Source organism: Streptomyces sp. NPDC094143 (assembly GCF_040303825.1).
In the GTDB taxonomy this organism is placed as follows: Bacteria; Actinomycetota; Actinomycetes; order Streptomycetales; family Streptomycetaceae; genus Streptomyces.
On sequence record NZ_JBEOTZ010000004.1, the window covers coordinates 268,673 to 287,423 of the forward strand.

Annotated in this window: 16 protein-coding genes and 1 pseudogene; 7 read left to right on the forward strand and 10 right to left on the reverse strand. The window is 73.2% G+C overall.

All coding sequences use genetic code 11. The features are described 5' to 3' along the window. Positions 1 to 74: 74 nt before the first annotated feature. Positions 75 to 809: a FadR/GntR family transcriptional regulator gene (locus tag ABTZ58_RS07820; protein WP_351351716.1), complete on the forward strand. Its 735-nt coding sequence runs from the start codon at positions 75 to 77 to the stop codon at positions 807 to 809. Here the strand turns inward: ABTZ58_RS07820 and ABTZ58_RS07825 are convergent. Then, positions 806 to 1,279 carry a carboxymuconolactone decarboxylase family protein gene (locus ABTZ58_RS07825; RefSeq protein ID WP_351351719.1) on the reverse strand — a complete coding sequence of 158 codons (474 nt, stop codon included), beginning with the start codon at positions 1,277 to 1,279 and terminating at the stop codon, positions 806 to 808. The two genes, ABTZ58_RS07820 and ABTZ58_RS07825, sit on opposite strands and share 4 nt — an antisense overlap. Before the next feature lie 230 nt (positions 1,280 to 1,509). On the opposite strand from ABTZ58_RS07825, the pseudogene ABTZ58_RS07830 reads away from it, so the two are divergent. From ABTZ58_RS07830 to ABTZ58_RS07845, 4 genes and pseudogenes are all read left to right on the forward strand, one after another. Next, a pseudogene (locus ABTZ58_RS07830) lies at positions 1,510 to 2,172 on the forward strand (LacI family DNA-binding transcriptional regulator); the annotation flags it as partial. Between the two features lie 45 nt (positions 2,173 to 2,217). Continuing rightward, on the forward strand, positions 2,218 to 3,249 hold the full coding sequence (locus tag ABTZ58_RS07835; RefSeq protein WP_351351722.1) for an alpha/beta hydrolase family protein: 1,032 nt from the start codon (positions 2,218 to 2,220) through the stop codon (positions 3,247 to 3,249). 155 nt (positions 3,250 to 3,404) lie between these two features. Further along, positions 3,405 to 4,748: an amidase gene (locus ABTZ58_RS07840; protein ID WP_351351725.1), complete on the forward strand. Its 1,344-nt coding sequence runs from the start codon at positions 3,405 to 3,407 to the stop codon at positions 4,746 to 4,748. 205 nt (positions 4,749 to 4,953) lie between these two features. After that, complete coding sequence (locus ABTZ58_RS07845; protein ID WP_351351728.1) at positions 4,954 to 5,373, forward strand: VOC family protein; 420 nt, start codon at positions 4,954 to 4,956, stop codon at positions 5,371 to 5,373. Between the two features lie 62 nt (positions 5,374 to 5,435). Here the strand turns inward: ABTZ58_RS07845 and ABTZ58_RS07850 are convergent, their stop codons facing one another. Beyond that, on the reverse strand, positions 5,436 to 5,918 hold the full coding sequence (locus ABTZ58_RS07850) for a GNAT family N-acetyltransferase (protein ID WP_351351731.1): 483 nt from the start codon (positions 5,916 to 5,918) through the stop codon (positions 5,436 to 5,438). A gap of 54 nt (positions 5,919 to 5,972) precedes the next feature. After that, positions 5,973 to 6,146, reverse strand: a complete 174-nt coding sequence (locus ABTZ58_RS07855) for a hypothetical protein (protein WP_102913158.1) — start codon at positions 6,144 to 6,146, stop codon at positions 5,973 to 5,975. Between the two features lie 458 nt (positions 6,147 to 6,604). On the opposite strand from ABTZ58_RS07855, the gene ABTZ58_RS07860 reads away from it, so the two are divergent. Beyond that, a complete protein-coding gene (locus ABTZ58_RS07860; RefSeq protein WP_351351735.1) occupies positions 6,605 to 7,054 on the forward strand; it encodes a hypothetical protein in 450 nt (149 codons plus the stop codon). Positions 7,055 to 7,064: 10 nt separating this feature from the next. Here ABTZ58_RS07860 and ABTZ58_RS07865 read toward each other — a convergent pair whose 3' ends face one another. The 6 genes from ABTZ58_RS07865 to ABTZ58_RS07890 all read right to left on the reverse strand — a co-directional run bounded on the left by ABTZ58_RS07865 (position 7,065) and on the right by ABTZ58_RS07890 (position 16,099). Next, the gene (locus ABTZ58_RS07865; RefSeq protein WP_351351738.1) at positions 7,065 to 8,567 is read right to left on the reverse strand and encodes an SDR family NAD(P)-dependent oxidoreductase; all 1,503 of its coding nucleotides are present in this window, start codon (positions 8,565 to 8,567) and stop codon (positions 7,065 to 7,067) included. Positions 8,568 to 8,670: 103 nt separating this feature from the next. Then, positions 8,671 to 10,014 (reverse strand): wax ester/triacylglycerol synthase family O-acyltransferase, encoded by a 1,344-nt coding sequence (locus ABTZ58_RS07870; protein WP_351351740.1) that lies wholly within the window; start codon positions 10,012 to 10,014, stop codon positions 8,671 to 8,673. Between the two features lie 146 nt (positions 10,015 to 10,160). After that, on the reverse strand, positions 10,161 to 12,779 hold the full coding sequence (locus tag ABTZ58_RS07875; protein WP_351351743.1) for a PA14 domain-containing protein: 2,619 nt from the start codon (positions 12,777 to 12,779) through the stop codon (positions 10,161 to 10,163). 101 nt (positions 12,780 to 12,880) lie between these two features. Beyond that, complete coding sequence (gene glgC / locus ABTZ58_RS07880) at positions 12,881 to 14,101, reverse strand: glucose-1-phosphate adenylyltransferase (RefSeq protein WP_351351746.1); 1,221 nt, start codon at positions 14,099 to 14,101, stop codon at positions 12,881 to 12,883. A gap of 51 nt (positions 14,102 to 14,152) precedes the next feature. After that, positions 14,153 to 15,304, reverse strand: a complete 1,152-nt coding sequence (gene glgA / locus ABTZ58_RS07885) for a glycogen synthase (RefSeq protein ID WP_351351749.1) — start codon at positions 15,302 to 15,304, stop codon at positions 14,153 to 14,155. Positions 15,305 to 15,343: 39 nt separating this feature from the next. Continuing rightward, positions 15,344 to 16,099 (reverse strand): (2Fe-2S)-binding protein, encoded by a 756-nt coding sequence (locus tag ABTZ58_RS07890; protein ID WP_351351752.1) that lies wholly within the window; start codon positions 16,097 to 16,099, stop codon positions 15,344 to 15,346. Positions 16,100 to 16,309: 210 nt separating this feature from the next. Between ABTZ58_RS07890 and ABTZ58_RS07895 the strand changes: the two genes are divergently transcribed. Continuing rightward, complete coding sequence (locus ABTZ58_RS07895; protein ID WP_351351754.1) at positions 16,310 to 17,497, forward strand: DMT family transporter; 1,188 nt, start codon at positions 16,310 to 16,312, stop codon at positions 17,495 to 17,497. On the opposite strand, the gene ABTZ58_RS07900 is transcribed toward ABTZ58_RS07895, so the two are convergent. After that, positions 17,487 to 18,728: a transglycosylase family protein gene (locus ABTZ58_RS07900; protein ID WP_351351756.1), complete on the reverse strand. Its 1,242-nt coding sequence runs from the start codon at positions 18,726 to 18,728 to the stop codon at positions 17,487 to 17,489. The two genes, ABTZ58_RS07895 and ABTZ58_RS07900, sit on opposite strands and share 11 nt — an antisense overlap. Between the last annotated feature and the right edge of the window lie 23 nt (positions 18,729 to 18,751).

An 18,751-nucleotide genomic window follows, 5' to 3' on the forward strand; every position in this document is an offset into this window, starting at 1 on the left:
GCGCTCCGGACTCATAGTGGTCGGACCATTTGGCTGGCTAGACTGCGCCGAAGCGCTGTGATCGGAGGAGTGGCGTGGACGACGAGACGGCCCCGCAGAAGGGCACCGTGACGCAGCGCGCCATCGAGCGGATCAAGGCGATGATCGCGGAGGGCCGGCTGGAGCCCGGCCAGCGGCTGCCGACCGAGCGCGACCTGGCCGCGCAGCTGGGCATCTCCCGCAGTTCGATGCGGGAGGCGATCCGCGCGCTCACCGTGCTGGGGGTGCTGGAGGCCCGGCACGGCTCCGGCATCTACGTCACGCAGCTGGAGGCCGGCGACCTGCTGGAGACGTTCGGGGTCGTGGCGGACCTGTCGCGCGGCCCGCGTCTGGTGGAACTGCTGGAGATCCGGCGGATCCTGGAGTCGACGGCGACGGCGCTGGCCGCCGCGCGGATCACCGAGGACCAGCTGGCCGAGGTGGACAAGCACCTGACGGCGATGAACGCCACGGACGACCCGGAGGAGATCATCGCCCACGACCTGGCGTTCCACCGGGTGATCGCGGCGGCCGCGGGCAACGAGACGATGGCCGCGATCCTGGAGGGCCTGTCGTCCCGCACCTTCCGCGCCCGGGTCTGGCGCGGCTACCAGGAGGAGGGGGCCTTCGCCCGCACCCGCCGCGAGCACGCGGCGATCCACCGCGCCCTGGCCGCCCACGATCCGGAGGCGGCCCGGGCGGCGGCGGCCGCGCACGTGGGCGAGGTGGAACAGTGGCTGCGGGCGCGGCTCGGGCCCTGGAAACCCAAGGGCCCGGCCTCGGGCCGCTAGGCGAACTGCCCCGGCTGGTAGTCACCCGCCGGCTGCTGGAGGATGACGTTCAGCCGGTTCGCCGTGTTCATGAAGGCGATCAGGGTCACCAGCGCGACGAGCTGCTCCTCGTCGTAGTGCTTGGCGGCCCGCTCCCACACCTCGTCCGGGACGCCACCGGCGCCGTCCGCGATGCGGGTGCCCTGCTCGGCCAGTTCCAGCGCGGCGCGTTCGGCCTCGGTGAAGACCGTGGCCTCCCGCCATCCCGCGACCAGGTGGAGGCGCACGGCGGACTCGCCCGCCGCCGCGGCCTCCTTGGTGTGCATGTCGATGCAGACCGCGCACCCGTTGATCTGGCTCACCCGCAGGGAGACCAGCTCCCGCGTGGCGGCCGGCAGCGCTGACTCCACGACCAGCCGCCCCACGGAGGTGAACTGCTTGACGAGCCTGCTGCCGCTCGGAGTGGCGAAGACGTCCAGACGCGCGCTCATGGTGAGCTCCTTCGTCGTTGTCGGTGCTTACGCCGTTATGAGCCGGCGACTCACCCCGATGTGACACGCACGGATGTGACCTGTGTCTCCGCCCTCCCGCAGGCGCGCCGCAGCCGGAGTCACCAGTTCGAACGGGCGCAGCCGCAGCGCGATCCGGCCGTCCTCGGCCCGCGGTGCCGGCGCCGTCGGTCAGCGGCCGTTACAGCAGGTCCGTGACCGCGACGTCCGCCAACCGGGTGGACGGCCTGCTCGTGGTCGACCCGCGCACCGACGACCCCCGGCCCGGTCTCCTCAACGGACTCGGCCTGCCAGCCGTGGTGATCGGCGGCGCCCCGGACGAACGGCATCCCCGGCTGTCGACGGTGTGGGCGGACGTCGCGGGCGCGATGGCGGCGCTGGTGGACGGCCTGTACGCGCTCGGCCACCGGCGGATCGCGCACATCGCCGGGCTGCCCGGGCCGGCCCGCACCGGGCGCCGGATCCGCACGCTGCGGGCGCAGGCCGAGCGGCGGGGCCGGTCCGAGGTGCAGTCGGTGCCGACCGAGTACTCGGACGCGGCGGGCGCGGCGGTCACCCGCCGGGTGCTGGACGGCCCCGGCGCCCCGACGGCCCTGATCCACGACAACGACGTGATGGCCGTCGCCCGGGTGGCCGCGGCGGCCGAGCTGGGTTTCTCGGTACCGGCCGACGTGTCGGTGGTGGCCTGGGAGGACTCCGCCCTGTGCCGCCTGGTCAAGCCGTGGCTGTCCGCGCTCTCCCGCGACAGCGTCGAGTTCGGCCGCACGGCGGCGCGGGAACTGACCGCCCTGCTGGACGGCGGCCCGGCGCGGACGGTGCGGGTGCCGGCGCTGATCGGAAGGGACAGCACGGGCCCGGCGCGGGGCAGGTCCTAGCCGAACCCTGCCCGGCGGGACCTCACGGGAGTCACAATGGACGGTATGCGCCTACGGGGCACCGCCTGTGCCGCCGCCGGACTGCTGCTGGCCGTCACCCTCGGCTGCACCGGCGGCGACGGACCCGCCGCGCCCTCGACCGGTACGGTGACCACGAGCACGGCGGGGGACCCGAGCCCCCGCAGCACCTCCCCCTCCCCCGGCCCCGTCGACCCGGTCTCCCTGCCCGCCCTGATGCGGCGCGAGCACACCGGCTCCGGCCTGCGGCTCGGCGAGGTGCTCGACCGCACCTCCGCCTACACCCGCTACGCCGTGACGTACGAGGCCAACGGCCTGACCGTCTCGGGGATCATGAACATCCCCGAGGGCGAGGGCCCGTTCCCCGCCCTGGTGCTGGCGCACGGCTACATCGACCCGGACACCTACTTCAGCGGCCAGGGCATGCCGCGCGAGCAGGACCGCCTGGCCCGCAGCGGTTACGTGGTCCTGCACACCGACTACCGCAACCACGCCCGCTCCGACGACGATCCCGACAACGACGTGAACCTGCGCCTCGGCTACACCGAGGACGTCATCGGCGCGGCCCTGGCCCTGCGCGACTCCGGGCGCCCGGAGATCGACGGCGACCGGATCGGCCTGTTCGGCCGCTCCATGGGCGGCGGGGTCGTGTACAACACGCTGGTCGTGGCGCCCGGGCTGTTCGACGCGGCCGTCGCGTACGCGCCGGTGAGCGCCCGCCCGCAGGAGAACATCGACCACTTCCAGCGGCCCGACGGCGACCCGCTCGTGGCGGAGATCGAGGAGAGGCACGGCACGCCCGAGGAGAACCCGGCGTTCTGGCGCGGCGTCTCGCCCCTCACCTACGCCGGCCGCCTGACCGAGCCCCTGCTGATCCAGCACGGCACCGCGGACGACACCTGCCCCCTGGCCTGGTCACGGGAGGCCGCCCGGGTGTTCCAGGAGGCGGGCAAGGACGTGGAGTTGCGCACCGTCGCCGGTGAGGGTCACACGTTCGGGCCCCGGTGGGCGGCCGAAATGGACGTCACGGAGGCCTTCTTCGAGCGCCACCTGCGCTGAGCACCGCAGAGCCCGCCCCGAGCACCCCTGACAGCGTGCTCCGGCACGCAAAACGGCTCGCGATCTCGACGCGCGCCCCCGGCCGGTGCACAGTTCTCCCTACGTACTCACCGGTAGCCCGTCTCCCCCGTCCTCCGTCCTCCCGAGGAGCCTCTGTGACCACCTGGGCCGGCCGCACCGCCGCCGAGATGTCCGCCGCCGTCCGCGAGAAGCGGGTCACGCCCCGGGAGGTGGTCGCCGAGCACCTCGAACGGATCCGGCGGCTCGACGGCCGGCTGGGCGCCTTCCGGCTGGTGCGTGCCGAGAGGGCACTGGCCGAGGCCGACGAGGTGGCCGCACGCGGCGACCTCTCCGAACTCCCCCTGGCCGGCGTGCCGGTGGCCGTCAAGGACAACCTCGCGGTGCGCGGCGAGTCCCGCCGCGTCGGCTCGGCGGCCACCCCGGACACGCCTGCCGCGCAGGACCATGTGACGGTGGCCCGGCTGCGGGCCGCGGGCGCGGTCGTCGTGGGCCTGACGAACGTGCCCGAACTGTGCGTCTTCGGCACGACGGACGGCGTGCTGGGCACCGCCCGCAACCCCTGGGACCCGGCGCGTTCGGCGGGCGGCTCCTCCGGCGGCAGCGCCACCGCCGTCGCGGCCGGGATGGTGCCGGTCGCCCTCGGCAACGACGGCATGGGCTCGCTGCGCATACCGGCCGCCAACTGCGGTCTGGTCACCATCAAGCCGGGCCGCGGGGTGGTCCCGGCCGGGGCCGGGGACGGCGACTGGTTCGGCCTGTCGGAGAACGGACCGCTCGCCACGACCGTCGAGGACGCCCGCCTGATGCTCGCGGTCCTCGCCGGCACCGAGCCCGCGCCCCCGTCCGCCCCCGGTACCCTCAAAATCGCCGTGTCGCTGCGCAGTCCGCTGGCCGGCGTCACCATCAGCCGGCCGTACGCGGCGGCCGCCCGGGACGCGGCCGGGGTGCTCATGCGGTCGGGCCACCAGGTCCGGCGCGCCGACCCGCCCTACCCGCTGTCCCTCGCCGTCACCTCCCTCATGCACTGGACGGCGGGCACCGCGGCCGACGCCCGGCCCCTCGACCCCCGGCTGCTCACGCGCCGCACCCGCGTGCACGCCCGGCTCGGCCGGCCCTTCGTGGGCACCGTCGGTACCGGGGCGGCCCGCGAACGGCTGCGGCACCGGCTGGAGCCGTTCTTCGCCGAGTACGACGTGCTGCTCACCCCCGCGCTGGCCCGCCGCTCCCCGAAGGCCGGACCCTGGCACGAGCGCGGCTGGCTGAGCAACCTGCTGGTCAACACCAACCACTCGCCCCTGACGCCCGCGTGGAACCTCACCGGCTGGCCCGCCATGGCCGTCCCCTGCGGCACCCTGCCCTCCGGCGCCCCCTGCGCCGTGCAACTGGTGGGACGCCCCGGCACGGAGGATCGACTCCTGGCCGTGGCGGGGCAGTTGGAGGCCAGAAATCCGTGGCGGCGTACGGCGCCGGTCGGCTAGGGTCGGCCGGGTGACTGCCGGGTCGGCCGTAGGCCATGCACGAGTGAGGCGCCCGGCCTCGGCATGAGGGCGGCGGGGGTGACCCCGTCCGGCCCCGGCCGGGAGCCGGAGCGGGCACGCGCCCCGCCTGATGTCTCCGCGTTCCCTCTTCCCGCGCCCCTTCCGGCGCGTCCTCACCACCAGTGAACCGGAGACGAATCCACTCATGTCCCTCGCAGAACACAGCACCGAACCGCCGGCCACGATCGCCCGCCTCGACCACACGGTCGTCTACGCCTTTGACCGGCAACTGTCGGCCGAGTTCCTGGCGACCGTGCTGGGCCTGAAGGTCGGCGCGCCCTTCGGGCCGTTCCTCCCCGTCGACCTGGGCAACGGCGTGACCCTCGACTTCTACGAGAAGAGCGACGAGCCGATCCAGCCGCAGCACTACGCCTTCCTCGTGCCCGAGGAGCAGTTCGACGCGATGATCGCCCGCCTGGAGGCGCTCGGCGTGACCTACTACTCCGACCCGCGCCACACCGAGCCCGGCCGGGTCAACGACCTCTTCGGCGGTCGCGGCGCCTACTTCGCCGACCCGGACGGCCACAACATGGAGATCATGACCCGGCCCTACGCCCGTCCCTGACGACGGGGCGCCGGGACGGGCGCCGCCGGCGGCGCCCCTGGGGCGGCGCCTGACTCCCGGCCCTACAGGGCCCGGTACATGATGTGCAGGCCCACCGGCCCGTGCCGGGGGTGGTCGAACGCCTCCGGCACCGTGCCGAGGATCGTGAACCCGAGCGAGGTCCACAGCCTCACGGCGGGGTTGGTCTCGACGACGGCGTTGAACACCATGCCCCGGTAGCCGGCGGCCCGGGCCTCGGCCAGGAGGTGCTCGGCGAGGGCCCTGCCGTAGCCCCGGCCGCCCCGGCCGGGGTCGACCATGAAGCCGGCGTTGGCGATACGGGCCGCCGGGCCGCCGTAGTTGGGGGTGAGGTAGGCGGAGGCGACGACCGTGCCGCTGTCGTCCTCGACGACGTAGACGCGTTTGGCGGGGTTCATCCACAGGACCCGGGCCTCCTCCTCGGAGGTTCCCGGGTCCCATGCGTAGGTCTCGCCCGCGGCGACGATGCGGTGCCAGAACGGCCAGATGCGAGGCCAGTCGTCAGCCGTTGCTTCCCTGATCAGCATGGGCGCGAGTGTGGCACGCCCATGCTCGGCGGTCGCTGAGGGGTCCGCGTCCGGTCAGTCGACGCTGGGCAGGATGTGGGGCTCCGCGAGGTCCTCCTCGTAGCCTGCGAGGCGGATCGGGGCCGACCGGGCCCACACGTCGAGGCTGCCGAGCTCGTCGACCCGTCGGCCGGCGCGTTCGCCGCGTTCCTTGGGGCGCTGATCGCGATTCGTCTTCTCCGGTGTCACCGCGCACTCCTTATGTGTCGGTCACCCTCGGGACGTACGCGCCAATCCTGCTGCGCCTGACGCCCCGCTCGGGCTGTGTGTCATGTGCAGTTCGGACGCGGTGGCGCCGGTCGTCTCACGGGAGAGCAGGCCGTGGTGTACCGGCTTGTCCCATGACGGACCGTGGGTGTGGGTAGGACCCCGTGTGGCTGTCCGTCCGCCTCAGACTAACCAAATGAGCGGGACGCCGCTCGATGGGGCTGAAAACAACCGGTAACGATCGCGCGTCATCCGGTGTTCAACTCGGGTTTACGCGCCGATTCGTTCACAAAAGAGGCCCTGTGCGTATCACTCGTTCGGCGTAGGGGAGTGACGGCGCTTTCCGGCCGGTCGCGCCGTTCAGGTGCCGTTGGCCGAGGCGCAAGCTCGTCATGGTCTGCTGCCGTACGGCAACGGCTGCCCCGCGGGAGGACCGGCGCATGGAGCTGCGCGATGTCGAGGAGCTGATGGAGCTGCTGTACGCCTGCCGGGGCACCCGGGACGTCCCGGAGCCCGGCCGGCCGCCGGTCGACCTGCACGACCACGCGCTGCGGACCGCCGCCCTGCTCCGCCGTGCCCACCCGGCCGACAAGGAGCTCCAAGTGGCGGGCCTGGTGCAGCCGGTCGGTCGGCTGCTGTGGCCTGGTGACCCGGCGGGGCGGGCCGGTCAGACCGCCGACGCGGTGCGCGCCCTGCTCGGCGAGCGGGTCTCCCGGCTGTTGCGCGACCGCCCCGGGCGGGGTGCCCCGGCCGGCGACGACCTGCTCGCCCTGCGCCAGGCGACCGAGGAGGGCCGCACGGCCGGGTTCGACGCCGGGGTGCTGGAGGACTGGCGCACCGTGCTGGAACTGCTGGCGGCGCGCAACTCCCGCCTGGGCGCCGTCGAATGACGCCCGGGCCCTACCACTTCCCCGGGGCGTAGTCCTTCAGGAAGACCCCGTACAGGTCCTCCCCCGCCTCGCCCCGCACGATCGGGTCGTACACCCGCGCCGCGCCGTCGACGAGGTCGAGCGGTGCGTGGAAGCCCGCCTCGGCGAGCCGCAACTTGTCGTAGTGGGGCCGCTCGTCCGTGATCCACCCGGTGTCGACCGAGGTCATCAGGATGCCGTCGGTCTGGAACATCTCCTGGGCGCTGGTGCGCGTGACCATATTCATCGCGGCCTTCGCGGCGTTGGTGTTGGGGTGCCCGGCGCCCTTGTAGCCTCGGCCGAAGACCCCTTCCATCGCCGACACGTTGACGACGTACGCGCGTTTGCTCGCCGCCTTCCTCGCCGCCTCGGCCATCGCCGGCCGCAGTTTGCTGATGAGGATGAAGGGGGCCGTGTAGTTGCACAGCTGGGTCTCCAGCAGCTCCACCGGGGAGATCTGCTCGATGGTCTGCACCCAGGTGTTGGTGTCGACGACGTCGGGGACGAGGCCGCCCGCGTCGATCGCCGTGCCGTCGAGGTGCCGCTCCACGCTGGCGTTGCCGGCGACCAGGGCGAGGTCGGCGACCTGCTGCGCGTCGAGACCGCTGGTGCCCGGGGGCAGGGCGGCGAGGCCGTCGACGGCGCCGGAGTTGAACGCGCCGATGACGTGGTGGGCGGGCAGTTCACCGGCGGGCAGCGGCGCGCTCTCGCCCTCGACCAGGGCGGCGTAGGCCGAGGGCAGGCGGCGGACGGTCTGGGTCGCGTTGTTGACCAGGATGTCGAGCGGGCCGGCCTCGGCGACCTGGTCGGCGAGGGCCACGGCCTGCGCCGGGTCGCGCAGGTCGATGCCGACGACCTCCAGGCGGTGCAGCCAGTCCGCGGAATCGTCCATGGCCTTGAAACGACGGATGGCGTCCTTGGGGAAGCGCGTGGTGATCGTGGTGTGGGCGCCGTCGCGCAGCAGCCGGAGCGCGATGTACATGCCGATCTTGGCGCGGCCGCCGGTGAGCAGGGCGCGCTTGCCGGTGAGGTCGGCCCGGACGTCGCGCTTCTCGCGGTTCAGGCGGGCGCAGTCCGGACAGAGCTGGTGGTAGAAGTAGTCGACTTCCACGTAGCGGGTCTTGCAGGTGTAGCAGGAGCGCGGGCGCTGGAGTATGCCCGCGATCCGGCCCTCCTCGGTGCGCGAGGAGGGCAGCAGGCCCTCGGTCTCGTCGTCGATGCGCTGGGCGGAGCCGGTCGCCGTGGCCTCCGTGACCGCCTTGTCGTGGGCGGTCTTGGCGGCCCGGCGCTCCTGGCGGCGGCGCTGCTTGACCGTGCGGTAGATGCCCGCGGTGGCCCGGCGCACGGCGATGGCGTCCGGGTGGTCGACGTCCAGCTTGTCGAGCTCGTCGAGCACGCTCAGGCAGACGGCCAGCCGCTCCGGGTCGATGCCGGGTCCGTACGAGTGCCCGCTCGCCTCGTCCATGGCCTGCGGGCCGTCCTCTGTCACCGTCATCGCCGCTGTGTTCCCTGCTCTGCCCTGGTGGCGCGCCGGCCGCGCCCGCTTTCGAACGGCGAATTTTACTTCAGCGCCGGGCCGCACCGCCAAACCCGCCTTCTCACGACCGGCAGGCCTTGATCAGCGTCGCCACCTCCCTGGGGACGGCGGCCGCGAACAGGTCGAGGTCTCGGACCGCCTCGCCGTCGGCCACGAGGCCGTAGTGGACGGCGCCGCGGTAGGTGGAGACGGCGACCGCGAGGGAGTGGCCGGGGGCCAGCGGGGCGAGCGGGAAGACGGCGGTGAGGGGGTGGCCGCCGAGCTTCAGGCCGAGGCTGGGCAGGGGCACGCTGGTCACGAGGATGTCGAACCAGAGCCGGGCCGCCTGACCGACCAGGGGACCGCCGAGCCGGTGGGCGAGGGCGGGGACGTGGTCGGCGAGCAGGGCCACGGCGCCGGCGCCCCGGTTGGGTCCGGCGTCCTTGTTGCGGTCCATGGCGGTGCGGACCGAGGCGAGGCGGGCCAGCGGGTCCGGGTCGTCCACCGGGAGCCGTATCAGATAGCCGGAGAGCCGGTTGCCCTGCGGGTAGGCGGTGCGCGGGCGGCGTTTGGAGACCGGGATCAGGGCGCGGGGCGCGACACCCTCGCTGCCGTCGCCGCGTTCGTCGAGCCAGCGGCGCAGGGCGCCCGCGACGACCGCGATGAGTACGTCGTTGACGGTGCCGCCGACGGTCTTGCGGATCCGGTGCACGTCGTCGAGGTCGAGGACCACTCCGGCGGTGCGGCGGGTGCCGCTCGGCTCGCAGGTGAGCGCGGGGGTGGAGCGCACGTCGAGGGAGGAGCGGGCGACGGAGGCGCCGATGTCCAGGGCGCGGGCGGCGTCGGAGAGGGCGCCGCGCATGAGGCCGGGCAGGTCGCGCACGTCCGGCAGCGGACCGCGCGGCGGGGCGGCGGGGCGGGGCCGGGGTGTGGGCAGGTCCATCGGGTCCATGACGCCCGCGGCCAGGGTCAGCGCCCGCAGTCCGTCGGCGAGGGCGTGGTGGAACTTGAACAGCACCGCGAAGCAGACCCCGTCCTCGCCGGGCAGCACGTGGGCCTCCCAGGGCGGCCGGCCGCGCTCCAGCGGACGTCCCATGAGCCGTCCGGCCTCCGCGTGGAAGTCGGCGACCGGCGCGTGCAGCCGGACGTGGCGCAGGGGGTCGAAGTCCGGGTCCGGCTCGCGCGCCGCCCCGCCGAAGGCGAGCGGGCGGCGCAGGGCGGAGGGCAGCGGCTGCCACACGTCGCGGATCCGCATCCGCAGTCCCGGGACACCGGGGGCGCGGGCCGCGAGCAGGTCCGCCGCGTGGGCGCCCGCGGCGGGCGAGTGCGCGGAGAAGATGCCGAGCGCGCCGAGGTGCATCGGGTGGTCGGCGGACTCGATGTTCCAGAACGCCAGGTCGAGAGGGGCGAGCAGATCAGCAGTCAAGGGCTTGCCTCGCGTGGACGAACGGGTGGGTCAGCAGTCAATCGCCCCCAGCCGATTACGGTCAAGCACGATCATGCTACGTACAGTAAACGGCGGTTTGAGTCCCGCCCCGGTGGAAGGGGGCGGGACTCATGGTGCATGTGCCGTCAGTCCAGCACAGGTTGCGGCGCCGGGCACCCGGTGGGAGTCACCCGGGAGGCGTCACGGATCAGCGCCTCGTGCGCGGCCTTCAGCTTGGCCGTGTCGGGTTTCAGCACCGCGCGGTCGTAGGTGAGGAAGCCGTTCAGCTCGCCCTCGACGTCCGCGATCTGGGTGTACACGGCACCGTTGCTGCCCTTGCAGACCAGCGCCCGGACCTCGTCCAGCTTCTCCAGGTAGTCCTCGGTGTAGGTGGCCGGGTCGACGTCGACGTACGACTGCTGCACCGACCAGGCGTGGCCGGGCACCGCGAGGCCGAGGCCGCCGTACTCGCCGCTGACCAGGGCGCGCTCCCCGTCGGGGCGGGGCGGCAGGGCCGGGCTCGGATAGCCGTGCTCGTCCATGATGTCGCCGGTGCCGCCGTCGGCGCCGAGGTTCAGCCCGGACTGGCCGTTGACCAGGCGGGTGGGGTCCCAGGCCTTGGCCTGCTCGGCGATCCGGCCCACGTCGTACTGGCCCCAGCCCTCGTTGAAGGTCACCCACATGACGACGGACGGGCTGCTGCTGTGCTCGTCGATCATCTCCTTCAGTTCGCGCTCGTAGCGGGCACGGGAGGTGGCGCTCGGGTTCACCCCGGCCGTCATCGCGGGCATGTCCTGCCAGACCAGCAGTCCGAGCCGGTCGGCCCAGTAGAACCAGCGGTCCGGTTCGACCTTGATGTGCTTGCGGACGGAGTTGAAGCCGAGCTGCTTGTGCGCCTTCAGGTCGTAGGCCAGGGCCTCGTCGGTGGGTGCGGTGTGCAGGCCGTCGGGCCAGAAGCCCTGGTCGAGGGTGGCCATCATGAACACGGGCTCGCCGTTGAGGACGGTGCGCGGGACGCCGTTCACCTTCTCGACGGCGATGGAGCGCATGCCGAAGTAGCTGCCGACCCGGTCGGCGCCGACCTTCACCTTGAGCCGGTAGAGGAAGGGATCGTCCGGCGACCACAGGTGCGGGTCACGGACGGTCAGCGTCAGCGGGCCGCCGGTGCGGCCGCTCGCCGTGGCCACCGTGTGCCGGCCGTCGTAGGCCGTCGCCGTGACCGGTACGCCGTTCCGGACGCCCCGGACCTCGACGGTGACCTTCTCGCCGGCCACGTCGGGCGTGATCTTGAGGGAGTCGGCGTGGTCGCGGGCCACCGGCTCCATCCACACCGTCTGCCAGATGCCGGAGGACGGGGTGTACCAGATGCCGCTGGGGTCCAGGCGCTGCTTGCCGAGGGGCGGGTTCTCGCCGGAGGCTGCGTCGGTCGGGTCGTAGACGCCGACGATCAGCTCCTGGGTGCGGCCGGGCTTGAGCGCGTCGGTGACGTCGGCGCTGAACTTGTCGTAGCCGCCCTCGTGCGTGGCGACCTTCGTGCCGTTGACGTAGACCTCGGAGCGCCAGTCGACGGCGCCGAAGTTGATCCGGAGCCGCCGGCCGGAGCCGATCCCCCAGTCGGCGGGCACGGTGAAGGTGCGGCGGTACCACATGCGGTCCTCGTGCCGCTCGATGCCGGAGAGCTGGGACTCCACCGGGTAGGGGACCAGGATGCGTTCCTTGAGGGTGCGGCCCACGGGCGGCTGCTCGCCCTCCTCGGCGGCGGCGAACTGCCAGCGGCCGTTGAGGTTGCGCCAGGCGTCCCGGGTCAGCTGCGGGCGCGGGTACTCCGGGAGGGCGTTGTCCGGTCCGGCCTCGTCGGCCCAGCGGGTGCGCAGCTGGTGGGTCGAGTGGTTGGGGCCGCTCGTCCAGAACGCGCTGACAACGTTGCCTTGGGTGTCGGTGAGGCCGCCTTCGCCGTCGTAGCGGACGTCGGCGTTGCCGCGGGCGGTGCCCGTCTTGTTGCCGACGACCGGCTCGTCGAGGGCGACCAGGAGGGCGGTGGGGTCGGACGGGTCCGGGCGGGCCTCGCCCAGGGGCCAGGCCGCGCCGCCGATCACGGCGTCCAGGTGGTCGGTGAAGTCCGCCGGGGGCACGGCGAGGGGCTGGGCGAAGTCGAGCTTCAGGGTGCGGCCGGTGGACTGCACGGTGGCCGCGAGGGCACCGTCGTAGTCGAAGCCCTCGGGAAGGCGGAAGGCCGACTGCGGGACGGGGGCCTTGGCGCCGCCGGGCGGGGTCCAGCGCAGGTGGAAATTGGAGCCGCCGTAGTGCTCGAAGTACTCGACCTTGAGGTCGTAGGCCCGGCCGGCGGTCAGCTCGACCGGCTCCGCGGTCTGTTCGCGGTCCCAGTCGTCGACCCAGTGGTCGATGGCGAGCCGGCCGTCGATCCAGAGGCGGAAGCCGTTGTCGGCGGAGACCGAGAAGGTGTGCGGCCCGGTCTTCCCGGGGACGATCTTCCCGGTCCAGCGGACGCTGACGTCGTCGGACCGGCCGGTGGTGAAGTTCAGGCGCGGCTCCAGGTTGTCGAAGTCGAGGTCCTGGTCGAAGGTCGTCGCCTTCAGGGCGTGGAAGTCGAAGGCGCCCGGGGCGGAGTGGGTGTAGTACTCGCCCTTGAGGCCGTGGATCTCGGCGGGGTCGTCCGCGAGCGCGGGGACCGCGCTCAGGCCCGTGAGGGCGAGGAGTGCGGCGAGCAGTAACGCGAGGCGGTTTCTGAGGCGTCGGGGACGCACGGAACCTCCATGCCAACGTTGTCATGTACAAGACGATGGCATGACAGCACGGATCCGGGGCTTCGTCCAGAGCCAGGACAAAGTCCCCCGGCCGCGTGTCGTCAGGTGACCAGCTGCCCCTTGCCCAGGGCGATGACGCCGCCCTTGGACACCGTGTACAGCTCCGCGTCCCGCTCCGGGTTGACACCGATCGTCGCGCCCGGCGGCACCTCGACGTTCTTGTCGAGGACGGCGCCGCGCACCACCGCGCCCCGGCCGATGTGCACGTTGTCGTGCAGCACCGAACCCTGCACCACCGCCCCCGGGTCGACCACCACGCCCGGCGACAGCACGGACCGGGTGACCTGCCCCCGGATCAGGCAGCCCGCCGAGATGATGGACTCGCTGGCGATACCGCCGGCGTTGAACCGGGCCGGCGAGAGCTGGTACGAGTGCGTGTAGATCGGCCAGCTGCGGTTGTACAGGTTGAAGGCGGGGCGCTCGGCGATCAGGTCCATGTGCGCCTCGTAGTAGGCGTCCAGTGTCCCGACGTCCCGCCAGTAGCCCTGGTCGCGGGTGGTCTCGCCGGGCACGTGGTTGGCGCTGAAGTCGTACAGCGCGGCCTCGCCCCGGTCGGTGAGCTGGGGCAGGATCGAGCCGCCCATGTCGTGCACGGAGGACTCGTCCTCCGCGTCCCGCTTGAGCGCCTCGATGAGGGCCTTGGTGGTGAAGATGTAGTTGCCCATCGAGGCGAAGACGCAGTTCGGGTCGTCCGGGAGACCGGGCGGGGCGGACGGCTTCTCCAGGAAGCGCTCCACCGTCTGCCCGTCCGAGCCGGGCGTGATCACGCCGAACGACGACGACTCCGTGCGCGGCACCCGGATCCCGGCGACCGTCACACCCGCGCCGCTGTCGATGTGCTGGGCGAGCATCTGGCGCGGGTCCATGCGGTAGACGTGGTCGGCGCCGAAGACGGCCACGTACTCGGGGCGCTCGTCGTAGATCAGGTTCAGGGACTGCAGGATGGCGTCGGCGCTGCCCAGGTACCAGCGGGGGCCGAGGCGCTGCTGGGCGGGGACGGGCGTGACGTAGTTGCCCAGCAGGTTCGACATCCGCCAGGTGGTGGTGATGTGCCGGTCCAGCGAGTGCGACTTGTACTGCGTCAGGACGCAGATGCGCAGGACGTCGGCGTTGACCAGATTGGACAGGACGAAGTCGACCAGGCGGTACGTGCCGCCGAAGGTCACCGCCGGTTTGGCACGGTCCGCGGTCAGGGGCATCAGCCGCTTGCCCTCACCACCCGCCAGCACGATCCCCAGGACCGAAGGACCACCACCACGCATGGCCGCTCCCCTCACGCCGATTTCCCGATGCCTGCCCCTGACCAGTACCCACTAAGCCTGTTTGACGATCTCCTCGTAGAGCCGGACCGTGCGGCGGGCCACCGCGTCCCAGCCGAACTCGCCGACCGCGCGCTCCCGCCCGGCCTCGCCCATCCGCCGGGCGGCCGCGGGATCGCCGAGCACGGTGTCCATGGCCCGGGCGAGCCCGGCCTCGAAACCGTCGCCGGCCGGGACGAGCAGTCCGGTCCGGCCGTCGTCCACGACCTCGGGGATACCGCCGACCGCCGAGGCCACCACCGGCGTGCCGCAGGCCATCGCCTCCAGGTTGACGATGCCCAGCGGCTCGTACACCGAGGGGCAGACGAACAGCGCGGCGTGCGTGAGGAGCTGGATGACCTCCGGGCGCGGCAGCATCTTCGGGATCCAGAACACACCGTCGCGGACCTCGCTCAGCTCCGCGAACAGCTCCCGGAACTCCCGGTCGATCTCCGGCGTGTCCGGTGCGCCCGCGCACAGCACGACCTGCGCGGCCGGGTCGATGTCCCGCACCGCGCGCAGCAGGTGCGGCACACCCTTCTGGCGGGTGATGCGGCCGACGAACAGCACGTAGGGGCGGGAGCGGTCCAGACCGATCCGGTCCAGGGCGTCCGTGCCGTGGTCGGGCCGGTACAGGCTCGTGTCGATGCCGTTGTGCACGACGTGGACCTTGTCCGGGTCCAGCGCCGGGTAGCAGCCGAGGATGTCCTCGCGCATGGCGCCCGAGACGGCGATCACCGCGTCGGCGGCCTCGATCGCGGTGCGCTCGGCCCAGCTGGACAGCTCGTAGCCGCCGCCGAGCTGTTCGGCCTTCCAGGGGCGCAGGGGCTCCAGGGAGTGCGCGGTCATCACGTGCGGGATGCCGTACAGCAGCTTGGCGAGGTGGCCGCCGAGGTTGGCGTACCAGGTGTGGGAGTGGACCAGCTCGCGGCCCTGGAGGGCGGCGGCCATCGCGAGGTCGACGGAGAAGGTGCGCAACGCGTCGTTCGCGCCGTCGAGCGCGGACCAGGGGCGATGGCGCAGCACACCGTCGGCGCGGCCCTCGCCCCAGCAGTGCACGTCCAGGTCGACCAGGGGTCTGAGCTCCCGGGCCAGGAACTCCACGTGCACGCCGGCACCGCCGTACACGTCCGGCGGGTACTCCCGGGTCAGCAGTCCGACGCGCACCCGCAACTCCCTGCTCTCAACGGCCGTTCCCTTTCATGGTCACCCAGAAGTGGCGCGTGGGGAAGAGCGGGGCGGCCGCGGGAAGCAGCAGTCGCCGCAGACGCCCGCGCCGGGCACCCGGTAGTACAGGCAGCAGCTGCGGCGCCGGAACGCCGTGCCGGTGAGGGTACCGGCGCCGGTGAGCTGCGGGTGGGCGAGGAGCCGCGCGGCCAGGGAGCGGGCCCGGGCGGCGCTGTCGGGGCGGCCGTGGAGCCGGGCCCAGCGCTCCAGCTCCCGGGCGGCGCCCGCCAGCGCCGAGGCGGCGTTGCCCCGCAGCAGCCCCGGTGCGAGGCGGTAGTGGGCGCGCAGGGCCGTCGCCAGCGGGGCGAGGTGCCCGTCCAGGACGACGGCGGCGAGGCGGTCCGGCTCCGCGGGAAGCGGCCGTACGCCGGACAGCCACAGGTCGTCGGGGGCGCTCGCGTCGGGGTCCCAGCGCAGGTGCCGGGCGTCCAGGTCGGGGAGGCTGCCGTACAGGGCGGCGCAGCCGAGGGCGATCGACCAGAGCCGGGCCGCGAGTGCCTGGTGCGTTGTCGAGGCGGCCACGCGCAGTTCCGGGGTGCCCAGGGCGCGTGCGACCTTGTGGACACGGAAAATCAGAGGATTTCCGTCTACGTCCGGTGCCGCCCGCCCGTAGGCCTGTGCGAGAGTGGGAGGAGGCCCCGCCGCCGCTCCCCGCGTGCGCAGCACGAAGAAGCCGCCGAGCGGGCGGAGGGCGGCAAGGCCGGGGTCGAGATCCACGAAGAGCAGTAGTACCAAGGCCCCTAGGGGACGTGATCAGGTGGCCCCCGACTCGGGTCGCCCACCCTGGGGATGACGGGGCAGCACTCGTACTCCATCGGCAGTAGGACCCAATGGGTGCTCAGGGACGACGACGGGAAGACCTGGACACGGCAGGGTGTTGGTCATGAAAGCCGACCAATCGCCGCGCCGGGCCGAGCGCCCCCGCCTGACGCAGAGGAGCAGCCGATGAGCGCCCTCGCGTTGTCCGTCCTGCTCTCCCTCGTCTCCGCGGTCGCCTACGCGGGCGGGGCGATCGTGCAGGAGCGGGTGGCGGAGTCCTCGCCGGGCGAGCAGTACGCTCCGCTGCGCCGGCCGGACTGGTGGGCGGCGGTCGCGCTGAACGGCCTGGGCGGTCTGCTGCACGTGGTGGCGCTGGCCTACGGCCCGCTGAGCCTGGTGCAGCCGCTGGGCGCGCTGACCATCGTGGTGGCCCTGCCCATGGCCGCGCTGTTCGTCGGCCGCAGGGCCGGTGCCACGGCGTGGCGGGGCGCCATCATGGCGACGGTCGGTCTCGCCGGTCTGCTGTCCCTGGTCGCCGCGTCCGACGCGCAGTCGCTGAACGCCGCCGAGCGGGTGGCCGTCGCGCTGGTCACCGCGGGAGTCGTCGTCGCGCTGATGATCGCCGCGCGGGCCGCGCACCGGCACCCGGCGGTCCGCAGCATGCTGCTGGCCACCGCGTCCGGCATCGCGTTCGGCATGTCCTCGGTGTTCACCAAGACGGTGGCCGTCGACTGGACCGGCGGTGTGTCGGCGGCGGACCTGCCGTCCCTGGCCGTGATCGGCGTCCTGGCCACGGCCGGCATGCTGCTGTCGCAGGCCTCGTACAAGGGCGCCGGGCTGACGGCCCCGCTGGCGACGCTGACCGTGGTGAACCCGGTCGTGGCGGCCGCGGTCGGCATCACGATGTTCGGCGAGACGTTCCGCTACGGCACCGCGGGCACCGTGCTCGCCCTGGGCTGTGGTGTGGTGGCCGCCGGCGGTCTGATCCTGCTGACGACGGAGCGGCTCGCGCAGGACCGCCCCGGGAGCGAGCGGGTCGGGCTGGAGTTCGCCGGCGCGGAACCGGTCCCGGCGGACACGGGTCGCGGCCCCGGCACGCCGGTGGAGCTGGACCTGGACCTGCCGGAGCTCGTGGACGACCTGCTCGTGGACGACGTGCTCGTGAAGGACGGACTCGTGGACGACGTGCTCGTCGTGGAGGACGTGCTCGTGCCGGGGCCCGCGGCGCCCGCCCTTCCGGACGGCCCGTACGGGAGCGGGGTGCCGCCGGTGCCCGCCGGCGACGAACGCCCGCTCTCCTACGTGCCCTTCTACGGCATTCCGTACGTGCCGGTGCCGGCCCTGGACCGGCACCGGGTGCGGATCAGATCCTGACGCCGCCGGCCCTCAGGTACGCCACCGGGTCGACGTCCGAACCGAAACCGGGCCCCGTCCGCACCTCGAAGTGCAGATGCGGGCCCGAGCTGTTGCCCGTGGAGCCGGAGCGGCCGATGCGCTGGCCCGCGCTCACCGTCTGCCCGTCCCGCACCGAGATCGCCGACAGGTGCGCGTACTGGCTGTAGCGGCCGTCGCCGTGCCGGATCACCACCTGGTAGCCGAACGAGCCGCCCCACCCGGCGCTGACCACGCTCCCCGCCGCGACCGACTTCACGGACGTGCCGGTGGGCACGGGGAAGTCGATGCCGGTGTGGTAACCCTTCGACCAGGCGGACCCCGCCTGGCGGTAGGGCGTGCCCAGGGAGGCGCTGACGGGCGCGACGAGACCCTGCCGGGTGGCCGTGGACCGGGCGGCCCGCTCCTTGCCCGCCTCCTTCGGCCGGTCCTTGGCGCGTTCCTTCGTGCGGTCCCCGGCGCGCTCCTCGGTACGGTCCTCGGCGCGGTCCGCCGCCGGCTTCCTCGGCTTCGCCGACGGGGCCGGCCGGTGCTCGGGACGCGTCTTCGTGGCGCCCTCGCCGCGCAGGGCGAGCCGCTGGCCGGGCACGATGAGGTCGGGGTCACCCCCTATCGTCGCGCGGTTGGCGGCGTACAGGCCGCGCCAGCCGCCCCGGACCTCGCGGTCGTCCGCGATACCGGAGAGGGTGTCGCCGTGGACCACCGTGTACATCTCGGCGCTGCCCGCCCGGGACTGCGGTGTGGACTGCGGCCGCACCTCCTCGATGGAGGTCTTCTTCTTCGTCTCCCGCTGCTTCGTGCGCTCGGCCGCCGGCCGGATGTCCGGCTCGCCGCCGCCCCGGGTCAGTCCGGCCCGTACCGAGCACACCGGCCAGGCGCCCGGGCCCTGCCCGTCGAGCACCTTCTCGGCGACGGCGATCTGCTGGTCCTTGGTGGCCAGGTCCGCGCGGGCCGCGTAGGCCCGGCCGCCGTAGGCCTCCCAGGTGGACTGGGTGAACTGCAGCCCGCCGTAGAACCCGTTGCCGGTGTTGATGTTCCAGTCGTTGCTCGACTCGCAGGCGGCGACCTTGTTCCAGGTGTCCACGTCCGCCGCCTGGGCGGCGCCGGCGCCCAGGAACGGGAGCGCCATGCCCGCGCCGCCCGCGGTGACGGTGAGTGAGGCGCGGTTGATCCTGTTCGGCTGATACCGGCGGTGCCGGCCGCGTACGGCCATCGATTGCCCCCCTAGACATGCGT

Bases quoted from the DNA above. Each gene is read 5' to 3' on its own strand.
- ABTZ58_RS07825 (WP_351351719.1), bottom strand. From the start codon at position 1,279: ATGAGCGCGCGTCTGGACGTCTTCGCCACTCCGAGCGGCAGCAGGCTC.
- ABTZ58_RS07835 (WP_351351722.1), top strand. From the start codon at position 2,218: ATGCGCCTACGGGGCACCGCCTGTGCCGCCGCCGGACTGCTGCTGGCC.
- ABTZ58_RS07845 (WP_351351728.1), top strand. From the start codon at position 4,954: ATGTCCCTCGCAGAACACAGCACCGAACCGCCGGCCACGATCGCCCGC.
- ABTZ58_RS07850 (WP_351351731.1), bottom strand. From the start codon at position 5,918: ATGCTGATCAGGGAAGCAACGGCTGACGACTGGCCTCGCATCTGGCCG.
- ABTZ58_RS07860 (WP_351351735.1), top strand. From the start codon at position 6,605: ATGGAGCTGCGCGATGTCGAGGAGCTGATGGAGCTGCTGTACGCCTGC.
- ABTZ58_RS07865 (WP_351351738.1), bottom strand. From the start codon at position 8,567: ATGACGGTGACAGAGGACGGCCCGCAGGCCATGGACGAGGCGAGCGGG.
- glgC (WP_351351746.1), bottom strand. From the start codon at position 14,101: ATGCGTGGTGGTGGTCCTTCGGTCCTGGGGATCGTGCTGGCGGGTGGT.
- ABTZ58_RS07895 (WP_351351754.1), top strand. From the start codon at position 16,310: ATGAGCGCCCTCGCGTTGTCCGTCCTGCTCTCCCTCGTCTCCGCGGTC.
- ABTZ58_RS07900 (WP_351351756.1), bottom strand. From the start codon at position 18,728: ATGGCCGTACGCGGCCGGCACCGCCGGTATCAGCCGAACAGGATCAAC.